Below are 22,201 nucleotides of genomic sequence, written 5' to 3'. Positions count from 1 at the left end.
TACCCCCGTGTCCGCGTTGAGGGCGGCGGTCGCGGCGTCGTCGGCCAAGCCGGCGCGGTGTTGCTCGTCGAGGCAGCCAGTGCCGCGCTTGCGCCACCGTAAGCGGATGCCGGGCGATCAAGAACGGCTCGACCCGCACTTGTCGTACCGGCCGGGCCTGGACAGCACCGGCGAAGAACGCTTTGAGGTCGTCATCGGCGCCGTCGGACCGCTCAATGGCACGAACCGCGTCCAGTTCCGCGTCGGACAGACCCATCAGGAACGTCCCACCGGGGACAGCCCGGAAGACCACTCCGGAAGGGGTGTGCCGCCACGCCGGTCGACCGGCCACTATCTCGTGAGCCCACATGGTGCCGGACGCCAGCAGCCGGGCATCCCGGACGAGGGAGGAGGTCCGGGAAGGGAATGTGGTCAGCTGATCACCTCCTGGACGCCGCAGCTCCGCACCACAAGCGCACCAGACCGATCGGGGAACAGCGGGAATCACGGTGAAAGCAACCGGGCCCGACGAAGCTACATCACAGCCGTTCGTCCAGGTCAGCGCCCAACCAGCCTCAAATGCTCGCAGCTTCCCACGCTGAGAGTGTGGACCGGGCACCCCACTCCCGCGACCACCGCCAGCGTCTTGGCAAGGGCTGCCGGCAGCAGATGTGCAGGCGTCCACGCCTCGCTGGCAGACTGCGACCCATGAAGCAGCCTGCCCGTCTGCCTTTGACCCCTCGGCCCATGCCCCCGCTTCGCGGCGACGAGTCAATCGTCGGCGTCCCGGACGCAACCGTGGTCGACTTCTGGCGGTTCGCCATGCCAGACCTCCGTATGAACAACACACGCGGCCTGTTCGCCGAATTCCTGGTCCACCAGGCGATCGGCTCTCACGAGCCCCGTGTGGAATGGGCAAGCCACGATGTCGAGACCGACGACGGACTGCGCATCGAAGTCAAGGCCGGCGCCTACCTACAAGCCTGGGAGCAACGGACACCATCCCAAATCCGCTTCAGTGGGCTCCGCGCTCGCACGTGGTCATCTACTGACGGTTACTCAGAGGCAAAGTCGTACAACGCCGACGTCTACGTTTTCGCCGTCCAGACCGCCCGTGAACACGCTGCCTACAACCCACTCGACATGGCCCAGTGGGAGTTCTACGTACTCCCCCGCCCAGTAGTCGCCACCCTGGACGCGGATAGCCTCAGCCTGGGCGCGGTTCACGCGGCGGCGGGATCACCCGTGTCCTTTGCCACCCTCAATGACTGCATCCGGTCAGCTGATCCCCGCCTCGGCACGACCAGCGGCTGAGGGCCGAAGCCCGTGCCACAACCGTGCCAGATGCAGGGGGCAGCAGCGGTCAACACCGGTGCCCCACAGCCGAGCAGCCGCAACCTTCCTCGGCTGGCAAAGTCGGAGCTCAGGCCCCGAATCACCCAACCGCTCTCCTAAAGCCGGTCTCGCAGGTTCGAATCCTGCCGGGAGCACAGCAAAAGGGCCAGCCCAGGAGGGTTTCCTCCCATGCTGGCCCTTCGTCGTGTTCGAGGCCGTGCCACACGTGTGCGTCTGAGGTCCGCGCGGAATCCACATGTCCTGGCCGGGTACCCCCTTCCCCGCCCTCGCAGATCATGGTCCCGAGCCAATCAGCGATGACCCGGCCGGGGGCACTGGTCATGCTCTGGTAGATCAGCGCGGCGCGCGAGCTGTTGTGCCCATGCGGGTCATCAGCTCACGGGTACTGGCCCTTGCCCCAGCGGTCGAGGCCAACATGTTCCCGATGTGCCGAAGATCGTGCAAGTGCGGTGGCGACGTGACGCCTGCCGCCTTCCGGGTTTTGCCCCAGCCATCGCGGAAGTTGCTCCGCCGCACAGTGACAGTCAGCCCTTCCTCCTCTATGTCCCAACGCCGTAGGGCCGTCGGCTCGCCGAACCGCAGCGTGGTGAAGGCCGCCAGGGGCACAAGCAACCGGTAGCACGGCGCGATGGAGTCGGTGACGGCCGTTGAGCGGGGCCTGAAGTCGAAGAGGCTCGCGAGGTGCTCGGACCTCTTCTCCCGCCCGCCCCGGCCGGGGTCCTGCTCCCGTCGACGGCGGGCCGGCCGGGCCCCCGGCCCCTCCTGTCCTGCTGTCGGACGAGGCTGTGGCGGCCTGTTGCCTCGTCAGCCGCCCGTTTCCGCCTGGTCGTCGGCAGCGGTCATGGGGACCCATCCACCCGGGTTGCGGTACCAGTACTGCGGTAGCCCCTTGATGCTGGTGGTGCGGAACGGGCGGCCGTTGTCGTCGATGCGCACCGTGCCGCTTCGGCCCTGTGAGGACCAGTCGAGTTCGAGGTACCAGTCGCAGGTGCAGGACTCGGTGGTCGCGGAGACCATCAGGACCTCCGGCTCCCGCAAGGACACCTGGTAGGGGAAGTCGATCGCGGGGGTCGGTCTGTCCGGGTCGTTGCCGGGCATCGAACGGGCCAGGGGGCGGTGCGCGTCGAGGTTCACGGAGAAGTGGCGGGGGACGAGGATGGTGCCGCAGCCTTCGTACGTGGAGTAGGCGATGCCCCGGCGGGAGGCGGGGGTGGTGTGGTTGACCACGCGCACATGCAGTGCTTCCAGGACGACGGCGGCGGAGCCGCGTCCCTGCACCGAGATCCGCAGATCGGTGGTGCGCCCGTGCACCGCCTGCTGGGACGCGGCCCACACCGCGGCGTCCGCCGGGTTCGGCGGCGGTGGGACCTCTTGCGGTGGCTTGGCGATGACGTAGTTGTGGTCGCATTCGCGCTGCCACAGCTGGGAGTTGGCCGTCCAGGTGAGCGGGACCGGGTCGGCGCTCGCCCGGTCCTGCTGCGGTCTGCCGTCGCTGTGCGTGGCCGGCGCCGAGGGTTCCGAGGGTTCCCGTGTGGTGCGGGCCGAAGGCGACGCCCCGCCGCCACCGGAGGGGGGTTCGGCAGCGGCTTGCGGGCCGCTGTCGTCGTGCGTGGTCGGCGCTGAGGGTTCCGAGAGTTCGCGTGTCGTGCGGGCCGAAGGCGACGTCCCACCGCCACCGGCGGCGGGCCCGGCAGCGGATGCGGTGAGGCCGGCGAGCGCGAGGGCGAGCGACGCCGCCACCGCTAGTGATCGCACGGGCCGTCGTCGAGGGCGCCCGGCTAGGGGCCACCGGTCGGCCGGTGCGGTCGGTCCCGGGCGTGGGTCGGCCGGTGAGGCCGACCCGGGTGCCTTGTCCGCCGGGCTGCTGTGGCTCGCGGACGCGGCCGGTGCCACGGTGCCCGTGGTGTCCTGGGGCGTCGGTGCCCGCCGGGCATCGGAGGGGCGTGGTCGTTGCCGTGCCGCGACCGCCAGGATCCACCGGCGGTGCAACTCCACGCGTTCCTCTGGGGAGGCTCCGCAGTGCGCGGCGAACCGCTCGATCCTGGTGAAGTCCGTGGGGACCGCCTCACCGGCGCAGTAGCGGTGCAGCGTGGAGGCATTCATGTCCAGACGGCGGGCCAGCGCCGCGTAGCTGCGGTCCGTACTGTCCTTCAGACGTGTCAGCTGTAGCGCGAACTCCGCTATGTCGTCGTGGATCGCATCCATGTGGTCCGCACCCGCATCCATCCGTCGGCCTGTGCCGTCCCGTCATGTTCTGATCCGGGACGCCTGCCTCCATTCCCGGCACTCCCCATACCTGCACGGCAATAAGGCTGGGATGGTTGCAAGTTGGCACCGTTCCATTTCTCCGGACCGCCCTCACCTGCGGCTCTGGGGCGTCGTCTTCCGCACCGCCTGGAGGAGAGTGGGTGGAGGGTCGGGCAGGGGCGGGAACGGCTCGGGGGCGTCGACGCACACGACTCGGTAGCGGGCGATCGACCCTTGGTCCCCGGGTGCCCGAACGCCGGCCCCAGCGGGTTCCCCATCCCGGACGGACATCCCAGGCTTCCCTGTCTCCGCAGGTGGCCGGGGGTGGGACCGTCCCGCTGTTGCAAGTGGCCAGCAGCCGTTGTCCCAGCCCCACGAGGCATCCGACGGTATGGCTGTCGCACCGGCCGCAGCGGCCGACCGCACGGGCCGATCAGAACACGCGACCTCATACCGATCAGAGAAGGAACACGCATATGAACATGAAGTCCCTTGCAGCCCACCGTGTGGCCGTGGCCGCGGGTCTCGTCCTGGCTCTCGGGTGCGGTGTGTCGGCACAGGCCTCCACCACCGGGCCGCGGACGACCAGCGCGAAGGCCGATGACGCGGTGACGCACCGCTCGGGCGGCAGCGGCGCCAAGAGCACCATCGCCGCCTGCTCCCAGAAGGTCCTCGGGGTGTCCGCCGTGACGGAGCCCGCCGACAGCAAGGACGCCAGGCACCTCCTCCTCATCGTCCAGAACGCCGGCGACAAGAAGTGCAACCTCTACCGCTACCCGCTCGTGCGGCTCGGCGACGGTCGGACCACGGCCCCCGTGATCGAGGAGAGCGACCCGAACCCGGGCGTGCCCGTCACCCTCGCTCCGGGTGAGGAGGGATATGCCGCTCTGCTCGTCAACGGCCCCATGGACGAGTACGAGGCGAAGAGCATCACCCTCAGCCTCCAGGGCCGTAAGCCCGGCAGCAGCGCGGGCAAGCCGATCGATGTCCCCATGCCCGTCGACACGCTGTACGCCAACGACTTCCAGCGGGTCACCTACTGGACCACCGCTCCCGGCTACGCCCTGGATTTCATCATGTCGAAGTGACGGAGCTCGATCGACGCATTGATCCGCTGACCTCGGGTTTCTCCCCCAGAGAGGAGCGCTTTGTTCGGCCTCGGACTTCTCGTCCGGGGCCGTTCTGCGTGAGCGGACGCAGCCGCCCATCGTTCCATCGTTCGAGGGCGGTCCTGTCGCACTGAGGTTCTCGGCGCGCACCGGCCCCGGTCGACGCGCTTGCCCGCGCAGCCCCCGAACGCAGCGCCAAGGGATTTTGCTACAAGTTCCGAAATTTCCATGTGAACAGTCCGCGATACCACCGCAACCCATCGCACCTACCGTCACTGCAACGCCGCAAAGGCACCAACACCCGCATCAGGTCCCTTCGGGACGAAATCGCTACTTTCCCGGAAATCCCCCTCCGTGCTCAGCGCCCATGAGCGCCCATGAGACAGGAGTCCAGCGTGTCCCATCACCCCTCCAGACGCGGTGTCCTACGGCTGACCGCCGGCACGGCTCTCCTCGGCACCGTCGCCCTGACGGGATGCGGTCGCGGCAGTGACACCACCGCCGCCGGCACCGACACCGACACCGCCAAGGCCGTCGACAACTCCCCGGCCGAGGGAACCGTCGACGTCTGGGCCGCCCAGGGCGACGCCGACGTGCTCGACAAGGTCATCAAGCCTTTCAAGGCCTCGAACCCCGACCTCGACGTGAAGATCACGCTGATCCCGAACTCCGAGTACTACACCAAGCTGCAGGCGGCGATCGCGGCGGGCAAGGGGCCCGATGTCGCCCAGTTCTTCCCCGAGTCGCAGGCGCAGTTCCTCGATCCGTCGATCCTCCGGCCCGTCCCGGAACGCCTCGTCGACCCGTCCACGTTCTTCGAGAGCCTGTGGGACGCCGGTGTGGTGAAGGACGTCGCCTACACGGTGCCCTGGTACGCCTACACCTACACGCTGGTCTACCGCTCCGACCTCGCCAGGAAGGCGGGGGTCAAGGCACCGACGACATGGGACGAGACGGTGCCGTTCTTCAAGGCGCTCCAGCGTGCCGGTGCCGGGCGCGGCCTCGGGGCGGACATGGGCTGGGACATCTTCAACGGCCAGGACGTCGCGATGTACGCGTGGCAGGCGGGTGGCTCGCTGCTCTCCTCCGGCGGCGAGTGGACTCTCGACACGCCGGCGATGGTCGACGCGATCAAGTACAACGCGTCGTTCTTCACCTCGGGCGTCGCCGACACCAGTGGGCCCACGTTCCTGGACGCGCTGCCGTACTTCGTCTCGGGCAGGACGGCCTGCATGATCACGGGCCCGTGGGTCGTGGGTCAGCTCGACACGATCGCGAAGAAGGACGGCTGGACGGCGTCCCACGTCGCCACCGCGCCCCTGCCGGCCGGGCCCTCGGGCAGCGTCTCGTTCTCCGCCGGGGGCAGTTGGGGCGTACTCGCCGACAGCGACAACGCGGACGCGTCGTGGAAGCTCATCCGGTACATCTCCGAGCCCAGCACTCAGGTCGCGCAGTACAGGGCGTACAGCTCGCTGCCGGCCGTCGTCCCGGCCTGGGGCAACCCGGCCATCGCGGGCCAGCCGCTGCTGGACGCCTTCCTCAGCCAGCTGAAGAAGACCAGGACGTTCCCGCGGGTGAGCACCTGGCAGCAGGTCGCCACCCGGCTGGGCAAGGAGATGGAAGCCGTCGCCAAGGTCACCGGAACCGCCGAGAAAGCCGCCGCGAACGTCCAGGCGTACGCCGAGAGCCTCGGCACGGGCAAGGGGTGATCCCCGGATGACCGCCACCGTCGGGACGGTGACGCCGCGCAGGGCGGCTCGGCCCCGGGGTGTCCGTCGAACGGCTGTCGCCTGGCTGTTCCTCGCACCGTTCGCCCTGGTGTTCCTGCTCTACACGGCGATACCGACCGTCGCCGCGCTGGGGTTCAGCCTCACCGATCTGCGGGGTGCCGATCTGCGGCACCCGTTCGCGGTGGATCTCGTGGGACTCGAGAACTATGTGCGCCTGTTCCAGGACGAGACCTTCCTGCGGGACATCCTCAACACCGTCGTCTTCGTGGCCGTCGGTGTGCCGCTGACGATGGGGACCGGTTTCGCGCTGGCCCTCGTGCTCGACTCCGGCATCCGGCGCATGCGTGGCGCCTTCCGTACGGTCTTCTTCGCCCCGGTCGTCACGAACATCGTGGCGGTCGCGCTGATCTGGCGGTACGCCTTCAACGCGAACGGCACCGTCAACAAGGTCCTCGGTGCCGTCGGCTTCGCCGGACCGAACTGGCTGGACGACCCGAACCTGGCCATGCCCGTGGTCATCCTGCTCGGTGTCTGGCGCAACTTCGGCATCGCGATGGTGCTGTTCCTCGCCGGTCTGCAGGCGATCGGGCGGGACGTGTACGAGGCCGCCTCCCTCGACGGGGCCGGACGGTGGGGGCAGCTCAGGCACATCACCCTGCCGCTGCTGCTGCCGACCACGCTGATGGTGTCGGTGCTGCTGACCGTCTTCTACCTCCAGGTGTTCGACGAGCCGTATCTGCTCACCGACGGCGGCCCACTGGGGTCCACCGAGTCGATGGCGCTGTACACCTACCGCCAGTTCGGGGTCGGCGAGTTCGGAATGTCCTCGGCGGCGTCGTTCGTGATGCTCCTGCTCGTGGCGTTGGTGAGCGTCGTCCAGTTCAGAATGCTGAGGCCCCGCGCATGACCACCATCGCCGCACCGCGGAACGCCGAGACGACGAGCGAGGGGACGGAGGGCACAGAGGGCACAGAGGGCACAGAGGGGGTATACGTGCGTCGTTGGTCGGTCGCCCGTCCGCTGCTCTACGGCGCGCTCGTGCTGTGCGCGCTGCTCACGATGCTGCCGTTCGCCTGGGTGGTCAGCGGCTCGCTCCGCAGCCTGGACGATATCCGCTCCGACCCCGGTGCGTGGCTTCCGCGCGACGTCACTCTCGACAACTTCGTACGACTGTTCGAGACCGAGGGTTTCGGCCGGTTCCTGGTGAACAGCGTCGTGGTCGCCGCCCTCGTGGTGGCGGGCAACATCGTGGCGGCGTCGGCCGCCGGATACGCGCTCGCGAAGCTGGAGTTCGCGGGCAGGCGGATCGCCTTCGGCGCGGTCATGGCGGCGATGATGGTGCCGTTCACCACGGTGTTCGTCACCCAGTTCGTGATCACGGTCGACCTGGGCCTGGCGGACACCCTCACCGGTATCGCCCTGCCCGGTGTGGCGTTGCCGTTGTCGGTCTTCATCATGCGGCAGTACGCCGTGTCGATCCCCGACGAACTGCTGGAGGCGGCCCGGATCGACGGGGCGGGCGAGTTCCGGATCTTCTTCCGGATCTTCCTCCCGCTGGCGGGCCCGGCTGTCGCGACGATCACGATCATGTCGTTCCTCTTCTCGTGGAACAACTTCATCTGGCCGCTCGTCGTCGCCCAGAGCACCTCCACCTACACCCTGCCCGTCGGCCTGGCCGCCACCAGCCAGGCCGCCGCGCACGTCACCGACTACGGCCTGATGCTCGCCGGCGCGATCGTCGTGATGCTGCCGGTACTCGTGCTCTTCCTGTTCCTGCAGCGCTACTTCGTGCAGGGCGTCTCCGGAACGGGAATGCGATGAACCCGATGGACGACCGTACGCACTCACTCGACGCGCCGGGCACCGCCGAGGCCCTCGGGCCGGAACCGCCCCCGGAACTCGCCACGTCGATGCACTCCGACCTGGTCGCGTTCGTCCACAGCCGGTCACCGGCCTGGGAGCCGACGACCGGGAGGCTCGGCGACCCCGCTCGCGAGTACGGCGGGCCCGGGGCGGCGCCGACGACGGACACCACGGGCGTGTTCGACCCGGTGGTACCGGCGGAGTCCTGGGCCGCGGAGTCCTGGGCCGCAGAGTCCGTCGCGGCGTTGTCCGGTACGGCGTCTTCCGGTACGGCGCTGCCCGGTGCCGCCGAGTCCGGTACGGCGTCGTCCCGTGCCGCGGAGGAGTCCTGATGCCCGGGATGAACCAGAGCGCTGTCCGACGGGTCAACACCTCGGTGATCCTGCGCGCGCTGGCGGTGTCGGCCGGGCCCGTGACGTTGGCCGAGCTCGCCGAGCGCGTCGGCCTGTCCCGGCGCACCATCGAACTCATCCTGGACTCGCTCGTCGAGGCGGGCTGGGTGAGCGAACTCGACCGGGTGCCGGTCAGCGGCGCCGCCGGGCGACCCGCCCGCCGGTACGAACTGCGGGCCGACCACGCCCTGCTGGCGGCCGTGCGCATCACCACACTGGACGGGTCCGCGGTCGTCGCCGACGTGCGCGGCCGCATCGTCGGCCGGGCGCACCGGCCGCTGCGTGACTATCAGGATCCGCAGGCCACGCTCGACGACGCGGCGGCCCTGGTCCTGGAGGCGCTCCACGACGCGGGCGGGACGGCGGACCGGCTGCGGGCCGGTGCCGTCGCGAGCGGTGGCGCGATCGACGACGACGGCGTCGTACGGCGCCTGGTGCACACGACGCAGTGGGAAGGCGTGCACCTGCCCAAGGAACTGGAACGGCGCGTCGGCATGCCGTGGTTCGCGGACAACGACACCAATCTCGGTGCGCTCGCCGAGCGTTGGCGGGGTGCGGCCGGCGACCACGACAACGTCGTATGGGCGATGCTCGGCAACCGGACCGGTCTCGGCGTCCTCATACGCGGCGACGTCCACCGTGGTCTCGAAGGCGCCGCGGGCGAGATCGCCGAGGCGGTGTCGCTGCCGGCCGGCTCGGTGGAGCACCGCCCCGTGGCGTGGCTGACCTCACCGGATCCGGCCCGGCGGCGTGTCGCGCTCGGCCGCTTCGACGCTGCTCGGACCGGTGACACGACGGCACTCGCGGAGGTCGACGAGTTCGTGGAGAACATCGCGTCGATCCTCACCACCCTGTCGTGGACGGTCGCGCCGTCGCTCATCGTGCTCGGCGGTGGTCTGGAGGACGCGGCCGATGTGCTGCTGCCCCGGGTGCGCGAGGCGATGCGCGGCGCCCGTACCCCCGCCGTCGAGCTGCGCGCCACCGTACTGGGCTCCGACGGCCCGCTCCTAGGCGCCGTCAAGTTCGTGCTCGACCACATGGACGCCGAGTTGTTCGGCCCGCTCGTCCCGAGCACGTGAACGCGCACCGGCGTCCGTACGTCCACCTCGCCCCTGACCCTCCCCCCTCCACCCCTCATCCCTCCACCCCTCACCCCTCACCCCTCACCCCCAGTTTTCACAGGACAGGAGTCCGGCCATGACCGGCACCAGCAGGACCGGCGTTCTCATCGTGGGCAGCGGCATCATGGGGTCCGTCGTGGCCCGGCTGCTGCGGGACACCGATCCGGCGCTGGACATCACCATGGTCGACGGCGGCAGCCCCATCGGCCGGGCCCCCGGCCTGCATCTGCACGACCTCGACGATCCGGCCCTCTGGTCGCGCTACAACGAACAGGTCGCCACCGGCGTCCAGGGTCTGTACACGGGCGCCGAGGTGGTGCGCGACGTCGCGGACAGCATCACCGCCCTCCCGCCCGGCATGTTCCACGTGCTCGCCCTCGGCGAGGACGCCGAGGCGATGCCGGCCGCCGCGCTCGCGTGGAACGCGGGTGGCATGGGCGTGCACTGGACCGCCGCGACCCCCTGGCCCGCCGGGGACGAGGTGTTCGACTTCGGCGACCCGGACCGCTGGTCGGCGGACCTGGACACCGCGCGCCGCCTGCTCGCGGTCACGCCCGCAGCGATCGGGCCGACCCGGGTCGGCCGTACGGTGCTCGACGTACTGCGCCGGCGCTACGACGGCGTCGGAGGACCCGACGGCCGGCAGCCGCAGCCGATGCCCATGGCGGTCACCGCGACACCGGCGGGACCCATGCCGCGCACGGCTCCGGGGACGGTCTTCCCGGCACTGTCGGCGGGCGGGGATCCGGCTTTCACACTCCGCACCGGCACCCTCGCCACGGCCCTCCTCACCGAGGGCGGCCGGGTCGCCGGCGCCCGGCTGCGTCGGGTGGCCGACGGTACCGAGTCGGAACTCCTGGCGGACGCCGTCGTGGTGTGCGCCGACGCGCTGCGCACCCCGCAGCTGCTGTTCGCCTCCGGCATACGGCCCGAGGCACTGGGGCGTCACCTCAACGAGCACGCGTTCGTCAGCGCCCGGGTGCTGCTCGACCTCGACCGGTTCGGCATCGGCCTCGACGCCCTGCCCCTGCCGCGCCCCGGCGAGTTCGCCACGGACTCGCTCTGGCTGCCGCGCAACGGAGCGGCACAGCCGTTCCACGGTCAGATCATGAACCGCACGTTCGTGGACGAGGGCGGCCGCCCCCTGGCGCACTCGGTGGGCCTGTCGCTGTACGCCCCCGTCGAGTCGCGCCCCGAGAACCGGCTCGTGTTCTCGGAATCCCGTACCGACCTCGCCGGGATGCCACGGATCACCGTCGAGTTCGGCTACTCCGACACCGACCGTGCGCTGATCGGCCGGGCACGGGACGAAGCGCGTTGCCTCGCCGAGGAGTTCGGCACGTTCGATCCCGGGACGGAACTGGCCCTGCTCCCGCCCGGCTCGTCGCTGCACCAGACCGGCACCGTCCGGGCCGGTGGCGCCGACGACGGCACCAGCGTGTGCGACCCCGACGGCCGGGTGTGGGGCTTCGACAACCTGTACCTCGCGGGCAACGGCGTGATCCCCACCGCGATGGCCGCCAACGTCACCCTGGCCGGCGCGGTGACCGCCGTCCGGGCCGCCCGCGCCGTCATCGGACACGTCACCGCGCTCGCCGCCCGCTGAGAGGAATCAGTCCCCATGATCGACATGCCGAAGGAATACCGCGTGGCGCTGCCCGCGTGGATCGACGACGAACTCGCCGACGTGCCCGCCGTCGTCCCCGACCGCGAGGGCCGCATGCGCCTCGTGCACCGCCTCGCCGACCGCAACTGGCGCGAGGGCAACGGCGGCCCGTTCGCGGCACTCGTCGCCGAGCAGGACACCGGCCGGATCGTCTCGGTCGGCGTGAACGTGGTGCTCGCCTCCGGTGTCTCCAGCGCGCACGCCGAGGTCGTCGCGCTGGGCCTCGCCCAGACGGCGACCGGCGGCTGGGACCTCGGCGGCGACGGCGTGCCGGCGCACGAGCTGGTCGTGAACTGGCGTCCGTGCGTTCAGTGTTACGGCGCGACGCTGTGGTCCGGGGTGCGCGGCCTCGTGGTCGCCGGCGAGGGCCCGGAGCTGGAGGAGATCACCACCTTCGACGAGGGCCCGCTGGGCGCCGACTGGGCCGAGCAGTTCGAGGCACGCGGCATCAAGGTCGTACGGGATGTGCTGCGGGACGAGGCGCTCGCCGTGTTCCGCGACTACCGGGACGCCGTCGACGCCGAGGGCGTCACCGTCTACAACGCCCGTGGAGGCACCCCATGACACCGCCGACACCGCGCTTCGCGACCGATGTCGTCACCTTCTACCACCCGGACTTCTGGGGACTCGACTCCGCCGAGGCCCTGCGCGACTGGGCCCGCGACCATCCCCGGCCCTTCTGGGAACGCGTGATGGGCGCGCTGGCCGAGGCCGGGATCACCGGCCTGGAGCTGACCTTCGCGCCCGGCGACATCGACTCGGCGCTGCGCGCCTTCGGCAGCGCGGCCGCCTTCCGCCGCGAACTCGCGGCCCGAGGGCTCCGCGTCGTCAGCGCCTTCATCACCGCGAGCGAGTCCCCCGACTGGCGGGAGGGCGGGAACCTGCCCGCGATCGTCGCCGACGCCGAGCGACGCGCCGCCTTCCTCGCCGACGTGGGGGCGGAACTGCTCGTCGCCGGACTGCCCATGCGGGCCACGTTCGGGACGCGGCCGCCCTTCTTCGTCGATGCCGCGTACATGACCCGGATGGCCGACATCGCCCACGTGGTCGGCGAGGCCGTCTCCCGCTACGGCGTGAAGCTCGCCTTCCACACGGAGTCCCACAGCACCCTGTGGTTCGAGAGGGACATCGACCTGTTCATGGCCCTCACCGATCCGCGCTACGTGTGGCTGTGCCCCGACTCCTGCCATATCGCGCTCGGTGGAGGCGACCCCGTCGCCGTCGCGCGCCGCCACTCCGCGCGCGTCGCGCTCGCGCACTGGAAGGACGCCGTCCGACCGATCGACGTCCACCTCACCATCGACGACACGATCTTCGCCCGGCAACAGCCCTACATGACCGAACTGGGCACCGGCATCGTGGACTGGAGGGCATGGGCCGAGGCGATGTCCCGCACGCCGGGCGTCGGCACCGTACTCATCGAGCTGGACGAGGCGGCCGATCCCGTTGCCGCTCTGCGGGCCGGCCGGACCGTGGTGGAAGAGGCCCAGGCGTGGCGGCCTTCGTCGACCCCCGGGTGGTAGTGGGCGGACATCCCCTGGGCGATGTCGTGCTGGTGTGCGCTCGGCCGTAGGGACGCAGGACACCGACGCCCTCGGCCCCGCTCGCGCTTGCGCTGCGCTGGGCAGATGGACCTCGTCGATCATTGTGGTGCGGCTGGGCGGGCAGGACCGAGAGGATCGCCTCCAGGCCGAAGGCGAAACGGTCCTCGAAGGAGGCCGACCGCAGGTGGGCCGGCCCACTCCCCGAAAGCAGGGTCCGCGCTCACTCCCCGAGCAGGGCCCGGGCCCGCTCCGCGAGCAGGGGCAGCAGTCGGGTACGCCAGGTGTCGAGGTGGATCATGCCGCTGGACATCCCGCCGTGGGCGTACTGCTCCCGGTAGACGGCCGAAGCCTCCGCGTCGGCGCGGTCGAGAGCTGTGAGGTCGTCGAACGTCGCCCGCAGCAGGGCGGTGGCTTCGTCGGGCGACGGCGGGACCTCGGCGTGCGACAGACGGTCGCGCATGGCCCGCCACAGGTGGGGGTCACCGCGCAGGCCCCACGTGTCGGGTTCGGGGGCGAAGAGGACGGCCATGGTCACGGCCTCGGCGTCATCAGGTGCTTCGTGTGCCACGGGGACAGTCTCGCGCAGCCGTGAGCAGGTTTTGACGGGTGGTTGGCGGGTGGTCGATCAGGCGGTCGGCGAGTGGTCGAACCGGTGGTCGGCGGGGATTGATCAGGTGGCCGGTCACGGGGTGGCAGGGGTGGTCAGGGCCGTGATCAGTTGGTGGGCTCGGGTCTGTTCGTTCAGGAGGGACTCGACCAACGGGCCCGTCCCCGGGTCGGATGGAAAGTCCTCCATGGGGGCGGCTGTGGGCGTGGCCGTGGGAGGCGTCTTGGAGAGTGCGGGCCTCGTCAGGTAGTGGGTGAGGGGGTGGGGGTCGGGGAGGAGGGGGACGCGGCTGTCGGCCAGGGCTCCGTGGACCGAGGTGTGGTCGAGGCCGAGGCGGGTCAGGCGTTCGCCGCCCGTGTAGCGGAGGTCCGGGGTCGGGGCGTTCTCTCCCGCGAGATGCGGGTGGTGCAGTGCGACCTCGTGCGTGGCGAGGACCGCCAGGAGGACGTGTTCCGTGCCGATCGCGTCGGCGCAGAGGCGGTGTGCCTGCTCGTGCGTCTCCAGGCCCACCCACCGGGCGGGGCGCCAGCGCCAGGACCTCCACTCCGCCATCACGATCCAGCCACACCCCCTCCAAAAACCCGCGTACGTACGGGATGATTCACCCTTCAACTGCACCGCATGGGGGGACCATGAGCCACAACATCACGCCACCGCCCATGCCGGGTTTCGGGCCGCCGATGCCGCCGCAGCCGCCGAAGCCGCCGACCGGGAACCGGACGAACCTGATCATCATCGGCTGTGCCGTCGCCGTCGTCGCCAGTGTCATCGGCACGGGCATCGTGGTGACCAACGACGGCGACGGGTCGGCCTCGCCCGCGCCGACAGTCACCGTCACGAAGACGGTCGCGGCGGAGGACGCCGACACCACCGGCGACGACGGCGGCGAGGGGACCGAGGACACCTCCGAGGACGCGAGCGACACCGCGACCGACGACGACGGGGTCTTCGCCCTCGACGACGAGGTGATCTACGACAGTGACGTCGAGGTCGCGCTCTCCGGGTTCAAGCGCGGGGTGTCCAGTGAGTACGCGGTGCCCGAGAACACGCCGTACGTCAAGTTCAGCATCAAGATCACCAACGGGTCCGACGCCACGGTCGACGCCAACGAGATGACCGTGAACTGTGCCTACGGCGACCAGGGCAAGGAGGGCGAGGCGATCTACGACGACGGCCTCGACGGACTGCCCGACACCCGTATCCTCGCCGGACGCTCCCTCACCGTTCCGTGGGCCTGTGAACTGCCCAAGGACGAGACGTTCCTCCAGGTCGAGGTCTCCCCCGACTACGAATCCGAGGAAGCGATCTTCACCGGCGACGTGAAGAAGTGAGGGACGGGCACACTTGAGGACAGTGCGTACGGTGCGTGCAGCACGCGCGGTGCGTCGATAGGGCACCCCCGGGAAGGATCAGATGTTCATCATCTTCGGCACCAAGGGATACCTGTACCAGCTCGCGATACTGACGCTGGTGTGCGGACAGTGCGGGAACCCCGCCGCACACACGCTCAGGAAGCGGGTCACGAAGTTCACGCTGTTCTTCGTGCCGCTCATCCCGCTCTCGACGAAGTACCAGACGCAGTGCACCTTCTGCGGAGCCGAGCAGAAGGTCAGCGCCGAGCAGGCCGAGCGGCTCCAGGAGCAGAGCGCGGGCGCGCACGGCGGCCAGTCGCACGGCCAGCCGCAGCAGCAGCCGTACCAGTCGTGAGAACGGCCCCGGGTGCGACAACGGGCCGGGGGTGAGAACGGCCCCGGCCGGGAGAGCGGGCTGAGCAAGTCAGCTGTGGGAAAGCTGTGAGTTCTCTGATTCTCACTCTTCCCTCAGTACTCGCTCAGCGTCGCCCCAGAAGCGGCCTCGACAGTCGCTGCCATGAACGAAATGAACGCGGGAGGCGTCCGGCAGCGCTCGGTAGGGCATGCAGCGCGCGTCATGACGACCCACGCCCCGCCGCCCGCCACTCCTCCTTCCGCCGGAGCCGACGCGGTCGGCGCGGTCGGCGCGGTCGGCGCGGTCGGCGCGGTCGGCGCGGTCGGCGCGGTCGGCGCGGTCGGCGGCGGGCTCGCCGTCCGGGCCCGTCGGCTGTTCACCGGAGCGCCGGAGGACCCGCGCTGGGCGCGCCCGGCCCTGTGGGCGGTCCTCGTCCTGGCCACGGCGCTGTACGCCTGGAACCTGTCCTCCGTCACCGGCAACACCTTCTACAACGCGGCCGTCCTCAGCGGCACGCAGAGCTGGAAGGCGTTCTTCTTCGGCGCGTTGGACGCCGGCAGCTTCATCACCGTCGACAAGCCGCCGTTCGCGCTGTGGGTGATGGGCCTGTCGGCCCGGGTCCTCGGCTACGGCACCTGGCAGATGCTGCTGCCGATGGTCGCGGCCGGCGTCGGCTCGGTGGCGCTGCTGTACCGGATGGTCAAGCGGGACTTCGGGGCCGTCGCGGGCACCATCGCCGCGCTCGCGCTCGCCCTCACGCCGATCACGGTCGCCATCACCCGGGACACCAACCCCGACCCGGTCCTCGTCTTCCTGATGCTGCTGGGCGCGGCCGCGCTGATGAAGTCCGTGCGCACGGGCGCGCTCATGCCGCTGGTGTGGTCGGGCGTCGCGATCGGCTTCGCCTTCAACACGAAGATGATGCAGGCGTACGTCGTCCTGCCGGCCTTCTTCCTGGTCCACCTGTGGGCGGCGAACGCCTCGCTGGGCCGCCGTATCCGCAATCTCGCCGTCGGCACGGTCGCACTGGTCGTGTCGAGCGCCTGGTGGATGGTGGTCGTGGATCTGATCCCCGCCTCCTCCCGGCCGTACATCGGCGGCTCGACCGACAACACCGTCTGGGACCTGGTCATCGGCTACAACGGCTTCGGCCGGATCTTCGGCGCCAGTTCGTCGGCGGGCTCGCAGGGCAACGGGGCGAGCTTCGGCGGCGAGGCGAGCGTCTACCGGATGTTCAACGAGATCATGGGCGGCCAGATCTCCTGGCTGATCCCGTTCGCGGTGGTCGCGCTGGTGGGCGGTCTGGTGCTACGGGGCCGCGCCCCTCGTACGGACGCCAAGCGCGCGGCCCTGCTCCTGTGGGGCGGCTGGTTCGTCCTGCACTACCTGACCTTCGCGCTCGCCGAGGGCACGTTCCACCCGTACTACGTCACCGCCCTGGCGCCCGGCATCGCGGCGCTGGCCGGTGCGGGCGGGGTGATGCTGTACGGCGCCTTCAAGGAGGGGTCGGTCGCGATGGGGGTCCCCCCGCTCGAGCGAAGCCGAGAGTGCGGGAGGAGGTGGGTGCTGCCGTCGGCGGTCGCGGCGAGCGCGGTCTGGGCGGTCGTGCTGCTGCAGCGGGTCTCCGGTTCCGGGACGCTCTACACGGTCGCCGAGGTGGTGGCCGGGGTCGCCGGCGCGGTCGCGGTGATCGGGCTCCTCGTCGGACGGTTCACGCGCCGCCGCAGGCTGATCGGGCTGGCGTCGATCGCGGCGGTCGTCGCCCTGCTGGCCGGGCCCACCGCGTACTCGCTGTCGGCGGCCACCACGGCCTCCGGCAACGGCACCAATCCGACCGCCGGGCCCGACACCGGGGGCGGCATGGGCGGGGGCGGCGGCATGGGCGGCGGCCAGCGGCCGAGCGGGAACGCGCCGAGCGGCAGCACGTCGAGCGGGACCGGCTCCGGCTCCGGCTCCGGCTCCGGCAGCTCCGCCACCTCCGGCCGAGGCGGCATGGGCGGGGGCTCTCAGGTCTCGTCCGAGATGATCACGTACCTGAAGAAGAACCAGGACGGCGCGACCTGGCTGGTGGCGGTGGCCACCGACCAGACGGCCTCCTCGATCATCCTGGAGTCGGGCGAGCCGGTGATCTCCATGGGCGGCTGGTCCGGCAGCGACGAGGCGATGACCCTCGCCAAGCTCAAGGAACTGGTGAAGGCCGGCAAGCTCCACTACATCGTCGTCGGCGACAACGGCCGGGGCGGCGGCAGCGGCGCCGCCACCGAGATCGCCGAGTGGGTCGAGGAGAACGGCAGTGCCGTGAGCGACTACAGCGGGCTGTACCGCCTGGACGCGTCGGACTCGAGCTGATCACCGGCCTCTCCCTCACCTCCCCCCTCCCCCAGGGCGGGCCCCGGATGCCTTCCGGTGGCCCGCCCCCGCCGTCCCCGGCGCGGGATACTGGCCCCATGCGGTGGCGAGGCCGGGGCGGTGTCTCCGCCGGGCTGATGTCGGTTCCGGCGTCGGTCGTGGCGTCAGTGCCGGTGTTCGTGCCGGTGTTCGTGCTGGTGTTCGTGCTGGTGGCTCTGGCCGGCTGTGCTGCAGGGGAGCGCGAGGGTGCCGCCCCCACGGCGCCGCCGACCACGGGCCGGTCCTCGGCGACGAGCCACGATCCCCCTCGTACGGAGGCGTCCCCCACCCCGACGCCCGTGGACCCGGTCTCGATCCCGGCCCTGATCGCCCGCCCCCACACCGGCTCCGACCTGCGCCTGGGCGCCGTATTGGCCCGTACCGCCGCGTACACCAGCCACGCCGTCACGTACGAGTCCGACGGTCTGACCATCTCGGGGATCATGAACATCCCCGAGGGTGAGGGCCCCTTCCCGGCGCTGGTGCTGGCGCACGGGTACATCGACCCCGCCGTGTACACCACGGGGCGCGGGCTGGCCCGGGAGCAGGATCTGCTGGCCCGCGAGGGTTATGTCGTCCTGCACACCGACTACCGCAACCACGCCGGCTCCGACGACGACCCCGACAACGACGTGAACCTCCGCCTCGGCTACACGGAGGACGTCATCGGCGCGGCCCTGGCGCTGCGCGACTCCGGGCGCCCGGAGATCGACGGTGACCGGATCGGTCTGCTGGGGCGCTCGATGGGCGGAGGCGTCGTCTACAACACGCTGGTGGTGGCGCCGGGGCTGTTCGACGCGGCCGTGGTCTTCGCCCCGGTCAGCTCCCGCCCCGCCGAGAACATCGACCACTTCCAGCGCCCCGACGGCGACCCGGTCGTCGCGGAGATCGAGGCCGCGCACGGCACCCCCGCGTCCAACCCCGCCTTCTGGCGCGAGGTCTCGCCCCTCACCTACGTCGACCGCGTCACCGAGCCGCTCCTCATCCACCACGGCACGGCCGACACCACCTGCCCCCTCGCCTGGTCGGAGCGGACCGCGGCCGACTTCGAGGCGGCCGGCAAGGACGTACGCCTGATCAAGTACTCCGGCGAGGGCCACACCTTCGGCCCCCAGTGGCCCACGTCCATGCGCCGCACCCTGGCGTTCTTCGACGAACACCTCCGCTGACCACGGCGATGCCACGCATTCCGGGCTCGACGCGCTTATCCCGTAGCTGCGGCGCACAAGTGCGCAGGGATGCGACGTGGGTGTACGTGGATGACCGGCAGGAGACGTACGTGACAGTCGCCCCACCACCTCCGCCGGACGGGGACTTCTCCGCGTACGACACACGGCACATGGCGATCCTGATCATGCGGAACTGCGACGGCTGCGACCGGGGGTCCCGCTCCGCGGGACACAGCCGCTGCCGGGACTGCCGGTCCAGGGACCAACTCCCCGTGACCGGCTGAGCCGGTGGCCGGGTCTGCGGTCCACCCGCAGGTGGGAGGCTCGATGTGGCACGAGGCGAAAGCCGACGCCAGGAGCAGGTGGGGCATGGTCGACAGGTTCACGGGCGGGCTTCTGACACCTACGGAAACGACCTCCTGCCTTGAGATTCCGCAGTCGACTCTCGTGCGGAGTGAGCCGACCGCTCGTTTCGGGCTGTCGTCCACAGTCCCAGCGTCACCGTCGCCGAGGCGGCCGCCAGCAGGGTCATCGCCGTTGCCGGGGACGTCAGTTGAGCCAGCGTGCCTGCCAGGGTCGCGCTCAGGCCCTGCCAGGTGAGCATGCCTGCTGAGTGCAACCCCAGGGCGTGGCCCGTGAGTTCGGGTGGGGTCAGGGTGAGGAGGTGGCGCTGCTGGACCAGGCTCGCGCCGAAGCCGACCGAGGCGAGGGTGGCGCAGGACGCCGCTGCGGGGGTCGGCGGGTGGAGGGCGAACAGCAGGTACGGGGTCGCCAGGAGCAGGAGGAGCGGGGTGGCCAGGCGGTCGCGTACCCGGGGCGGGAGGAGGCGGCCGACCGTCACGTCACCGACCAGCATGCCGAGGGCCGCGCAGGCGAAGAGGAGGCCCGCGCGGTCGGGGGCGTACGCGACGAACAGCGACTCGCAGCCGACGACGAGGCCGTTGGGGATCCACAGGCCCAGGAAGAGGCGGCGGCGCGGGGCGGACGACCACAGGAAGGCGTTCGTGCGCCAGGTCTCGGCGACGGACGGGCGTCCGGTGGCTCGTGGGGCGCGGCGGCTCAGGCCGAGGGCGGTGCACAGGGCCGCCGCCGCGTACAGGGCCGCCGACACCAACAGGGTGACCGCCGGGGAGAGGAGGGCCACCAGGGCGCCGCCGGTCGCGTATCCGGCGATCTGCGTCAGGCCGTGCAGCATGTTGAACAGCGAGCGGCCGAGCGGATAGCCGTCGCCGGGGAGGATCTCGTTCAGCAGACCCCAGCGGACTCCCCCGCCGAGGGAGGCGGCCAGGCCCTGGGCCGCGATCACCGCGAAGACCGTCCACAGGGGCAGGGCGGGGAGGGACAGCACCGCCGTGCTCACCGCGAAGAGTACGGCCAGGCCCGTCAGCGTCGCCCGCGGTGGCAGGCGGTCCGCCGCCGAGAGCAGGGTCGTCGCGCCGATCACCTGGGCGAGGGACGGGCCGAACATGCTGAGGGCGGACAGGAGGGGCGAGCCGGTCGCCGCGTAGACGGAGGTGCCGAGGGCCAGGCCGCCGATCGTGGAGGCCGCGACCTGGAGGGCGGAGGAGACGAAGAGAGGGGTGAACTCCCTTGTGCGGAAGAGGGATCGATAGCCGCGCATGGAGAACGAGCCTGGGGTGCGGCGCCCCTCCCCCGTAATGTTTCGCCCACACGCGAAAGCTCGGCCGGAGTCGAGGGCGGGGGTCGGACACGGGCTCGCGCCGCATTCACGGAGGCGTTCCCATGGGGTGGTGGCAGGTCAACGCGGACACCCTCGCCGGCAGCCGGTTCGTCGTCTCGCCGCTCGCGGAGACGTTCGCGAGCCTGAAGATGCTGCACGCCGGGACGGGCACGCATCCCGGGGAGCAGGCTTGGCTGCGGGCCCATCTCCCGTCCTACCGGGCCGCGTTGGCCGAGGACCCGCTCACCGCCCTGCTGATCCGCGCCGGGCTCGGCCAGGAGTGGATCGCCGACTTCCTCACGCCCGCGCCGCGCGAGGGCGAGACGTTCGCCACCGAGATCGCCCGGGTCCGGGCCACCGACCCGGTCGCCGCCCGCGCCCACCTCACCCTCTCCCTGCGCGGCCCCCTGCCCGCCGCCCTGCACCGGGACGACCTGCCCGCCCGCGCGGCCGACCTCCTCACCCGCGTGTGGGAGGAGACCGTACGGCCGTACTGGGAGCGGCGGCGGCGCGTGCTGGAGGCCGATGTGCTCGCCAGGACCGCGCGGTTGGGGCAGGGCGGCTGGGCGGCCGTGCTGGACGCGATGCGACCGGGGATGCGGTGGCTCGGCGAGAACCGGCTCCAGGTCAATCTGCACGAGTACCCGCCGCGGGAGATCTCCGGGGCGCGGCTGGTCTTCGTGCCGGTCACGCCCCAGCGCACGGGGTGGGTGGCGTGGGAGGAGCGCGAGCGGTACGCGGTCGTGTACCCCTGCTCGGGCGTCCTCGCCGACCCCGGCGCCATCCCCGCCGATCCCGCCCTGCCCGCGGCCCCCTCCGTCGCGCCCGTCCCCGCCGTCCTCGGTCCTCTCCTCGGCGAGACCCGCGCCCGGGTCCTCGTCCTCCTCGACTCCCCCAAGAGCACCACTCAGCTCTGCGCCCTCACCGGTCAGGGCCTCGGCTCCGTCGGCCGCCATCTGAGGGTGCTGCTGGACGCCGGTCTCGTACGCCGCGGGCGGGCCGGCCGCTCGGTGCTGTACGCGCGGACGGCGGCGGGAGAGGTGCTGCTGCGGGCGGGCCGGGGGCGTGAACCCGACCGGAGGGGGCGTGCGCCAGCGGAGATAGCATCCGCTCATGACTACTGACAGCGCCACCCCCTCCGTCCTGGACGTGCAGATCGACGCCCTCAAGGGCGGCCCCGCGGACCTCGCCCAGTACGCCGGCCAGGCCGTCCTTGTCGTGAACGTGGCCTCCAAGTGCGGCCTCACCCCCCAGTACACGGGCCTCGAAGCGCTCCAGGCCCGCTACGCGGCGCGGGGCTTCACCGTGCTCGGTGTGCCGTGCAACCAGTTCCTCGGCCAGGAGCCCGGTTCGGCCGAGGAGATCGCGGAGTTCTGCTCGGCGACGTACGGCGTCACCTTCCCGATGACCGAGAAGGTCGAGGTCAACGGAGAGGGCAGGCACGCCCTGTACGAGCGGCTCGTGGACCACGCGGACGCCGAGGGCCACACCGGCGACATCCGCTGGAACTTCGAGAAGTTCCTGATCGGCCGCGACGGCTCGGTCGTCGGGCGCTTCTCGCCGCAGACCGAGCCCGAGTCGGCGGAGCTGGTCGCCGCCGTGGAGAAGGCCATCGGCTGACGCCCGCGAGGCCGCCGTTGAC

General features: G+C 71.0%; 21 protein-coding genes, 1 tRNA gene and 1 pseudogene. 18 read left to right on the top strand and 5 right to left on the bottom strand.

Going from position 1 to position 22,201, the window contains the following annotated elements; genetic code table 11:
* The first annotated feature begins 687 nt into the window (after positions 1-687).
* Together RM704_RS27425 and RM704_RS27420 are read left to right on the top strand one after the other, a co-directional pair.
* Positions 688-1,293: a hypothetical protein gene (locus RM704_RS27425; RefSeq protein ID WP_157856812.1), complete on the top strand. Its 606-nt coding sequence runs from the start codon at positions 688-690 to the stop codon at positions 1,291-1,293.
* Positions 1,294-1,385: 92 nt separating this feature from the next.
* Positions 1,386-1,469, top strand: a tRNA-Arg gene (locus RM704_RS27420).
* Between the two features lie 113 nt (positions 1,470-1,582).
* Here RM704_RS27420 and RM704_RS45715 read toward each other — a convergent pair.
* Both RM704_RS45715 and RM704_RS27415 read right to left on the bottom strand, forming a co-directional pair.
* Positions 1,583-1,980: pseudogene (locus RM704_RS45715) on the bottom strand (site-specific integrase); the annotation flags it as partial.
* 159 nt (positions 1,981-2,139) lie between these two features.
* Positions 2,140-3,540, bottom strand: a complete 1,401-nt coding sequence (locus RM704_RS27415; RefSeq protein ID WP_033531880.1) for a transcriptional regulator — start codon at positions 3,538-3,540, stop codon at positions 2,140-2,142.
* Positions 3,541-4,064: 524 nt separating this feature from the next.
* Here RM704_RS27415 and RM704_RS27410 point away from each other — a divergent pair.
* The 9 genes from RM704_RS27410 (at position 4,065) to RM704_RS27370 (ending at position 12,986) form a co-directional block, all read left to right on the top strand.
* Complete coding sequence (locus RM704_RS27410; protein WP_311591337.1) at positions 4,065-4,670, top strand: DUF4232 domain-containing protein; 606 nt, start codon at positions 4,065-4,067, stop codon at positions 4,668-4,670.
* Positions 4,671-5,086: 416 nt separating this feature from the next.
* The gene (locus RM704_RS27405) at positions 5,087-6,400 is read left to right on the top strand and encodes an extracellular solute-binding protein (protein WP_311591336.1); all 1,314 of its coding nucleotides are present in this window, start codon (positions 5,087-5,089) and stop codon (positions 6,398-6,400) included.
* A 7-nt stretch (positions 6,401-6,407) separates the two neighbouring features.
* Positions 6,408-7,328 (top strand): carbohydrate ABC transporter permease, encoded by a 921-nt coding sequence (locus tag RM704_RS27400; RefSeq protein ID WP_033531877.1) that lies wholly within the window; start codon positions 6,408-6,410, stop codon positions 7,326-7,328.
* Positions 7,325-8,242, top strand: a complete 918-nt coding sequence (locus RM704_RS27395; RefSeq protein WP_033531876.1) for a carbohydrate ABC transporter permease — start codon at positions 7,325-7,327, stop codon at positions 8,240-8,242. Before RM704_RS27400 ends, RM704_RS27395 begins: the two co-directional genes overlap by 4 nt.
* 5 nt (positions 8,243-8,247) lie before the next feature.
* Complete coding sequence (locus RM704_RS27390) at positions 8,248-8,616, top strand: hypothetical protein (protein ID WP_192829847.1); 369 nt, start codon at positions 8,248-8,250, stop codon at positions 8,614-8,616.
* Positions 8,617-8,624: 8 nt separating this feature from the next.
* The gene (locus RM704_RS27385; RefSeq protein WP_192829852.1) at positions 8,625-9,755 is read left to right on the top strand and encodes an ROK family transcriptional regulator; all 1,131 of its coding nucleotides are present in this window, start codon (positions 8,625-8,627) and stop codon (positions 9,753-9,755) included.
* A gap of 118 nt (positions 9,756-9,873) precedes the next feature.
* Positions 9,874-11,403 carry a GMC oxidoreductase gene (locus tag RM704_RS27380; protein WP_033531873.1) on the top strand — a complete coding sequence of 510 codons (1,530 nt, stop codon included), beginning with the start codon at positions 9,874-9,876 and terminating at the stop codon, positions 11,401-11,403.
* Between the two features lie 15 nt (positions 11,404-11,418).
* Positions 11,419-12,027, top strand: coding sequence for a nucleoside deaminase (locus tag RM704_RS27375; protein ID WP_033531872.1), 609 nt, complete (start codon positions 11,419-11,421; stop codon positions 12,025-12,027).
* Positions 12,024-12,986: a sugar phosphate isomerase/epimerase family protein gene (locus RM704_RS27370; protein ID WP_033531871.1), complete on the top strand. Its 963-nt coding sequence runs from the start codon at positions 12,024-12,026 to the stop codon at positions 12,984-12,986. The genes RM704_RS27375 and RM704_RS27370 overlap by 4 nt, the downstream gene beginning before the upstream one ends.
* A 241-nt stretch (positions 12,987-13,227) precedes the next feature.
* On the opposite strand, the gene RM704_RS27365 is transcribed toward RM704_RS27370, so the two are convergent.
* Entirely contained in the window at positions 13,228-13,575 is a 348-nt protein-coding gene (locus RM704_RS27365; RefSeq protein ID WP_202808163.1) for a hypothetical protein, read from the bottom strand.
* Between the two features lie 114 nt (positions 13,576-13,689).
* Entirely contained in the window at positions 13,690-14,166 is a 477-nt protein-coding gene (locus RM704_RS27360; protein ID WP_052146500.1) for a hypothetical protein, read from the bottom strand.
* Positions 14,167-14,246: 80 nt separating this feature from the next.
* Between RM704_RS27360 and RM704_RS27355 the strand changes: the two genes are divergently transcribed.
* The 5 genes from RM704_RS27355 (at position 14,247) to RM704_RS27335 (ending at position 19,162) form a co-directional block, all read left to right on the top strand.
* The gene (locus RM704_RS27355) at positions 14,247-14,945 is read left to right on the top strand and encodes a hypothetical protein (RefSeq protein ID WP_033531870.1); all 699 of its coding nucleotides are present in this window, start codon (positions 14,247-14,249) and stop codon (positions 14,943-14,945) included.
* A gap of 82 nt (positions 14,946-15,027) precedes the next feature.
* A complete protein-coding gene (locus RM704_RS27350) occupies positions 15,028-15,321 on the top strand; it encodes a zinc ribbon domain-containing protein (RefSeq protein ID WP_033531869.1) in 294 nt (97 codons plus the stop codon).
* Between the two features lie 222 nt (positions 15,322-15,543).
* Positions 15,544-17,670, top strand: coding sequence for an ArnT family glycosyltransferase (locus tag RM704_RS27345; RefSeq protein ID WP_438828955.1), 2,127 nt, complete (start codon positions 15,544-15,546; stop codon positions 17,668-17,670).
* 98 nt (positions 17,671-17,768) lie between these two features.
* Positions 17,769-18,878, top strand: coding sequence for an alpha/beta hydrolase family protein (locus RM704_RS27340; RefSeq protein ID WP_311591334.1), 1,110 nt, complete (start codon positions 17,769-17,771; stop codon positions 18,876-18,878).
* 110 nt (positions 18,879-18,988) lie between these two features.
* Complete coding sequence (locus RM704_RS27335) at positions 18,989-19,162, top strand: hypothetical protein (protein ID WP_157856811.1); 174 nt, start codon at positions 18,989-18,991, stop codon at positions 19,160-19,162.
* Positions 19,163-19,281: 119 nt separating this feature from the next.
* Here RM704_RS27335 and RM704_RS27330 read toward each other — a convergent pair whose 3' ends face one another.
* Entirely contained in the window at positions 19,282-20,499 is a 1,218-nt protein-coding gene (locus tag RM704_RS27330) for an MFS transporter (RefSeq protein WP_033531867.1), read from the bottom strand.
* Positions 20,500-20,621: 122 nt separating this feature from the next.
* Here RM704_RS27330 and RM704_RS27325 point away from each other — a divergent pair, with 122 nt between their 5' ends.
* A complete protein-coding gene (locus tag RM704_RS27325; protein WP_052146499.1) occupies positions 20,622-21,683 on the top strand; it encodes an ArsR family transcriptional regulator in 1,062 nt (353 codons plus the stop codon).
* The gene (locus RM704_RS27320) at positions 21,673-22,179 is read left to right on the top strand and encodes a glutathione peroxidase (protein ID WP_033531866.1); all 507 of its coding nucleotides are present in this window, start codon (positions 21,673-21,675) and stop codon (positions 22,177-22,179) included. Before RM704_RS27325 ends, RM704_RS27320 begins: the two co-directional genes overlap by 11 nt.
* The last annotated feature ends 22 nt before the right edge of the window (positions 22,180-22,201 follow it).

The organism is Streptomyces gottesmaniae (assembly GCF_031845845.1).
In the GTDB taxonomy this organism is placed as follows: domain Bacteria; phylum Actinomycetota; class Actinomycetes; order Streptomycetales; family Streptomycetaceae; genus Streptomyces; species Streptomyces akebiae.
Note: the sequence above shows the minus strand (reverse complement) of the source record. Positions and strands in the feature narration are given on the sequence as shown.

Coding starts and splice junctions, on each gene's coding strand:
- RM704_RS27425 (WP_157856812.1), top strand. CDS start 688: ATGAAGCAGCCTGCCCGTCTGCCTTTGACCCCTCGGCCCATGCCCCCG.
- RM704_RS27415 (WP_033531880.1), bottom strand. CDS start 3,540: ATGGATGCGATCCACGACGACATAGCGGAGTTCGCGCTACAGCTGACA.
- RM704_RS27410 (WP_311591337.1), top strand. CDS start 4,065: ATGAAGTCCCTTGCAGCCCACCGTGTGGCCGTGGCCGCGGGTCTCGTC.
- RM704_RS27400 (WP_033531877.1), top strand. CDS start 6,408: ATGACCGCCACCGTCGGGACGGTGACGCCGCGCAGGGCGGCTCGGCCC.
- RM704_RS27395 (WP_033531876.1), top strand. CDS start 7,325: ATGACCACCATCGCCGCACCGCGGAACGCCGAGACGACGAGCGAGGGG.
- RM704_RS27390 (WP_192829847.1), top strand. CDS start 8,248: ATGGACGACCGTACGCACTCACTCGACGCGCCGGGCACCGCCGAGGCC.
- RM704_RS27385 (WP_192829852.1), top strand. CDS start 8,625: ATGAACCAGAGCGCTGTCCGACGGGTCAACACCTCGGTGATCCTGCGC.
- RM704_RS27380 (WP_033531873.1), top strand. CDS start 9,874: ATGACCGGCACCAGCAGGACCGGCGTTCTCATCGTGGGCAGCGGCATC.
- RM704_RS27375 (WP_033531872.1), top strand. CDS start 11,419: ATGATCGACATGCCGAAGGAATACCGCGTGGCGCTGCCCGCGTGGATC.
- RM704_RS27370 (WP_033531871.1), top strand. CDS start 12,024: ATGACACCGCCGACACCGCGCTTCGCGACCGATGTCGTCACCTTCTAC.
- RM704_RS27360 (WP_052146500.1), bottom strand. CDS start 14,166: ATGGCGGAGTGGAGGTCCTGGCGCTGGCGCCCCGCCCGGTGGGTGGGC.
- RM704_RS27355 (WP_033531870.1), top strand. CDS start 14,247: ATGAGCCACAACATCACGCCACCGCCCATGCCGGGTTTCGGGCCGCCG.
- RM704_RS27350 (WP_033531869.1), top strand. CDS start 15,028: ATGTTCATCATCTTCGGCACCAAGGGATACCTGTACCAGCTCGCGATA.
- RM704_RS27345 (WP_438828955.1), top strand. CDS start 15,544: ATGACGACCCACGCCCCGCCGCCCGCCACTCCTCCTTCCGCCGGAGCC.
- RM704_RS27340 (WP_311591334.1), top strand. CDS start 17,769: ATGCGGTGGCGAGGCCGGGGCGGTGTCTCCGCCGGGCTGATGTCGGTT.
- RM704_RS27330 (WP_033531867.1), bottom strand. CDS start 20,499: ATGCGCGGCTATCGATCCCTCTTCCGCACAAGGGAGTTCACCCCTCTC.
- RM704_RS27325 (WP_052146499.1), top strand. CDS start 20,622: ATGGGGTGGTGGCAGGTCAACGCGGACACCCTCGCCGGCAGCCGGTTC.
- RM704_RS27320 (WP_033531866.1), top strand. CDS start 21,673: ATGACTACTGACAGCGCCACCCCCTCCGTCCTGGACGTGCAGATCGAC.